The organism is Mesorhizobium sp. M7A.F.Ca.ET.027.03.2.1 (genome assembly GCF_003999175.1).
In the GTDB taxonomy this organism is placed as follows: domain Bacteria; phylum Pseudomonadota; class Alphaproteobacteria; order Rhizobiales; family Rhizobiaceae; genus Mesorhizobium.
The window spans coordinates 1-2,738 of the sequence record NZ_RZOM01000853.1 but is presented as its reverse complement, the minus strand read 5'-3'; the positions used below and the strand labels follow the sequence as shown (position 1 = coordinate 2,738).

Here is a 2,738-nt window from a genome sequence, read left to right as displayed (position 1 = left end):
GCCTGATCCTCATCGTTTACAAGAACATGCTCAAAGAATGAATCAACCGGCTCGCGCAACACGCTAAGCGCCAGCAGGGCGCCGGAAAAGTCATCGTTTTGAATCGCTTCGCCGGCTTGCTTCTCAGCCCGATTCACCGCCGCAAACAGCGATTTCTCGGCATCCTCGCGCAAAAGTGCCGACTCAACGGTTTCGGCGACCACCGTTTTCTTCTTCTCCTCGGCGGCCAGAATGTTGGCCGCACGCTTGGTGCCGGCGAGCAGATTCTTACCGTCCTCGGTGTCGAGGAAGGAGCCCAGCGCCTCGACCCGGCGCACGATCTGCAGGAGATCGTCGGACTGCGATTGGCCAATCTCCCTCCTAGAGGGGGAGATGCCCGGCAGGGCAGAGGGGGGCGCTTCGCGCTGAGAGGTCGGCGGGACAGCGCCCCCCTCTGTCGGCTTCGCCGACATCTCCCCCTCTAGGGGGGAGATTGGGCGCGAACCTGTCGACAACACTGCGTCGATGAGATCATGCCGTGCGCCCTGGTCGCGCAGATAGACTTTTAGGCGGTCGTGGAAGAAGGCGAGGAGGTCGGAAGCCGTCCCGACAATGGATGTCAGCGCTAGTCGAATATTATTTTCGACCAATATTCTAACAACCCCGAGCGCGGCCCGCCGCAACGCATAAGGGTCCTTCGACCCCGTCGGCTTCTCGTCGATCGCCCAGAATCCGACCAGCGTGTCGAGCTTATCTGCGAGGGCCACTGCAACCGAGACCGGATCGCTCGGCACATAATCGGATGGGCCCTGCGGCTTGTAATGTTCCTCAATGGCAGCGGCCACGGACGGGTGTTCGCCCTGCAGCAATGCATATTTATGGCCCATGGCGCCCTGCAACTCGGGAAACTCGCCAACCACTTCGGTGGTGAGATCGGCCTTGGCGAGAACCGCGGCGCGAGCGGCAAGCGCGGTAATCTCCCCCCTCGAGGGGGAGATGTCGCCGAAGGCGACAGAGGGGGTCGGTACGACCGGACGCGACGCCCCATCGCGGTCAGAGGACGCCGGCGCTTCACGCGCGGCGACCCCCTCTGGCCTGCCGGCCATCTCCCCCTCAAGGGGGGAGATTGACTGCGCCACGATCGGCGCCAGTTCTTCCGCCAATCGCTTGATCCGCTCCACCCGTTCGCCCTGCGTGCCGAGCTTGGCGTGGAAAGTCACGCCGAGATGGTCGAGCCGGGCCATGCGCTGGTCGAGCGGCTTCTTGAGATCAAGCCCGAATTTTTCCGCCGATGCCTCGAGCTCAGCCAGGTCAGGCAAATCGCCCTGGTCGGTCGTCCAGAAATAAAGCGCGTCGGACAGGCGGGCGCGCACCACCTTGCCGTTGCCGTGGGCGATCTCCTTGCCGCCATCCTTCGCTTCGATATTGGCGGTGAGGATGAAGCGGTTGGAAAGCGCGTCGGCGACACCCTGTGGCCGCGTCACAAAGCATTTCTGGTTGGCGCGAATGGTCAGCCGGATCACCTCGGCCGGAATGGCGAGGAATGCCTCCTCGAACTCGCCCATCAGCACGACAGGCCATTCGACCAGCCCGGACACTTCCTCCAGTAGCCCTTCGTCCTCGACCAGATCAAGCCCGTTGGCGAAGGCGAGATTGCGGGCGTCGGCAAGGATGATCTCCTTGCGGCGGTCGGCATCGAGCACGACCTTGGCCGCTTCCAGCTTGGAAACATAGTCGTCGAAGCGGCGCACCGTAATGGCGTCAGGCGCATGGAAGCGGTGGCCGTAGGTGATGTTGCCGGAGCGGATGCCGTCGATCTCGAAATCGACCACGACAGGCTCCTCGGTTTCCGGACCGAAGGTGCACAGGATCGATTGCAGCGGCCGTACCCAGCGCAGTGAACCGGGCTTGGCCGAGGCCGGCCCCCAGCGCATCGATTTCGGCCACGGAAAATTGCGGATGATGCCCGGCACCAGGTCCGCGATGATCTCTTCCGCCGCCCTGCCCGGCTTCGAAATTTGGGCGACATAAAAATCGCCCTTCTTCGGATCGGAATGGACATGGGCCTCGGCGATCGAAGAAAGTCCGGCCTTGCGCAGGAAACCCTGGACTGCCTGTTCAGGCGCCGATGTCGAAGGCCCCTTGATCTCTTCGCTTATATCCTTCGAGCGCGCGGTGAGACCCCTGATATCGAGCGTCAGCCGGCGTGGCGTCCAGTACTCGCGCGCCGCCTCATAGGTCAGCCCCGCCTCGACCAGGCCGTCGGTCAGCATCTTCCTGAGATCACCCGCCGCCTTGCGCTGCATGCGGGCAGGAATCTCTTCCGAGCGGAGTTCTAGAAGCAGGTCAGGCATGGATGGGGCTCACGCGGCAAAATGGTCCGGGCGGGGGCATAGCAACTCGGCTGGCCGCTGTCACCCTTTCCGCGCGGGGATCGCCGATTTGCGCCCGTTTCCAGAAATTTTGGCCGCCCTGTCGGGACAAGACCGCGCCACCCGTCCTTGGATCAAAGATTTCCATGAACCGAACGCAGCGCTGAAGCGACCCACGCTCAGGCAGGAAACTATTGGCTCAACGACCATGAAAACGGCATCCAGACTTCTGCAGATCCTCGCGCTCGGCGCGTGCTTCACGGCGCAGGCTCACGGTGCCTTCTCGATGCCGGGCGTTCGACAGGCATTGCGCACGATCGACGGTGCCGGCGGTCAGGCCGTACCGCCGATCAACGTTTCCCTCGAGATGATGAAGCGGGCCTGAAG

Annotated in this window: 2 protein-coding genes; one reads left to right on the top strand and one right to left on the bottom strand. The window is 63.0% G+C overall.

The window, feature by feature from the left end; all coding sequences use genetic code 11:
* Nucleotides 1–2,333: glycine--tRNA ligase subunit beta (glyS, locus tag EN750_RS27965; RefSeq protein ID WP_127398645.1), on the bottom strand; the 2,333-nt coding region annotated here is incomplete at its 3' end.
* 88 nt (nucleotides 2,334–2,421) lie between these two features.
* Between glyS and EN750_RS27960 the strand changes: the two genes are divergently transcribed.
* On the top strand, nucleotides 2,422–2,736 hold the full coding sequence (locus EN750_RS27960) for a hypothetical protein (protein ID WP_127270002.1): 315 nt from the start codon (nucleotides 2,422–2,424) through the stop codon (nucleotides 2,734–2,736).
* Nucleotides 2,737–2,738 lie beyond the last annotated feature (2 nt).